Annotated in this window: 1 protein-coding gene; it reads left to right on the top strand. The window is 48.5% G+C overall.

Annotation, left to right across the window (positions count from 1 at the left end; all coding sequences use genetic code 11):
• The coding region (locus tag R7P35_RS24440; RefSeq protein ID WP_318092930.1) for a M16 family metallopeptidase at positions 1 to 1,377 on the top strand (1,377 nt) is incomplete at both ends.

The following is a 1,377-nucleotide window of genomic DNA, read 5'->3' as shown; positions in this document are numbered from 1 at the left end:
CATTTAATGGCAGCACACACTTTACCGGCAACGACGTTGGTAAGCTTTTTGAGCAATCTGGCGGCAGTTTTTGCGCAGATATCAACGCGTTTACCACCTATCAGCAAACCTCCTATAAGCTTGACTTGGCCAATAACGATAAGCTTGAAGATGCCCAGACGTGGACGCGAGACATCGGCGACGGTTTAGAGTTCGCTCCTGCTCAAGTTGAAAAAGAGAAAGGTGTTGTCTTGGGTGAATGGCGACGCGCCAATCCAGATGATAAGTCGTTTTCAATGCACGCGTATGAGGCTTCGATTGAAGGAACGCCTTACGCCGAGCATGATCCAATCGGTACTCGTGATGCAATTGAGAACGCGACGTCAAATGGGCTGAAAAACTTCTACGAGAAGTGGTATCAGCCGCAGTATGCCGAGCTGATCGTCACGGGCAATGTGGACGCTAAGTCGCTTGCTAACATCATCAAGAACAAGTTCTCGAACTGGGAAAGTACCTCAGATATTGCCATTGAAAAGCGTCGTGACATTCGACTCAATACTCAAGACGAAATTCTGCCAAGCAACTCGATGGAGTCACCAAGCTTGCATTTGGTGATTGAACGCGGCGATCTTCGTCGCGAAACGGTCGAGCAGCAACACGCAGAATGGCGAGACGAAGTGGCCATTCAACTGATTCAACAGCGTTTGATCAGTCTTCTCAATGATGCCGCCGAACCTTACCAATACGTTTATGCGCAGCCTTACTACTCGAACTACCAACGCCTGATGTCGGCGGGTATCTCATTTTCGCCTGACCGCCGTGAACAAATGCACCAAATTTTCATCAGTGCGTTGACGTCACTTCGCGATTACGGCGTGACACAAGTTGAGCTAGAGAGCATCACATCTAACTGGTATGGCGAACTGGCAAATCTTGATTCTGATTGGAGCAAACGCAAGCCAAATAGTTACGCGGAAGCGCGTATTTTCCAATTGGAGCAAGACAGCGTAAGCCAATCGAAAGAGAGCTATGCGCAAAGCTTGGCAGCTTTTTTGGATAAAACGACGCTAGAGAGCGTAAACGCGCAGTTAAAAGAGCTGTTGTCTAATCAACCAAGCTTTGTGATTGGCATGGGCAAAAGTGAAACGCAAGCGCAATTTTCTGATGTATTCACTGCGCTTAACAGCGCCTACCTACAAGCTGGTGAAAAGCCTTCTGATATGAACGCCAAAGCGGAAGGCTTCCTGCAACCAGCTGAGGAAGGCAGCATCGTTAGTATGCGTCAAGCTCCGGGTGGTTTTCAGGTTTACACCTTATCAAACGGTGTGGATGTTTGGTTCCAAAAAGACGCAAAAGCCGGTGGCCGTGCTTACATCTACTTCACTAGCCAAGGGGGTA

The sequence above is a fragment of the Vibrio sp. Vb0304 genome (assembly GCF_033338995.1).
Taxonomy (GTDB): domain Bacteria; phylum Pseudomonadota; class Gammaproteobacteria; order Enterobacterales; family Vibrionaceae; genus Vibrio; species Vibrio alginolyticus.
This window is presented reverse-complemented; position numbering and strand designations above follow the sequence as displayed.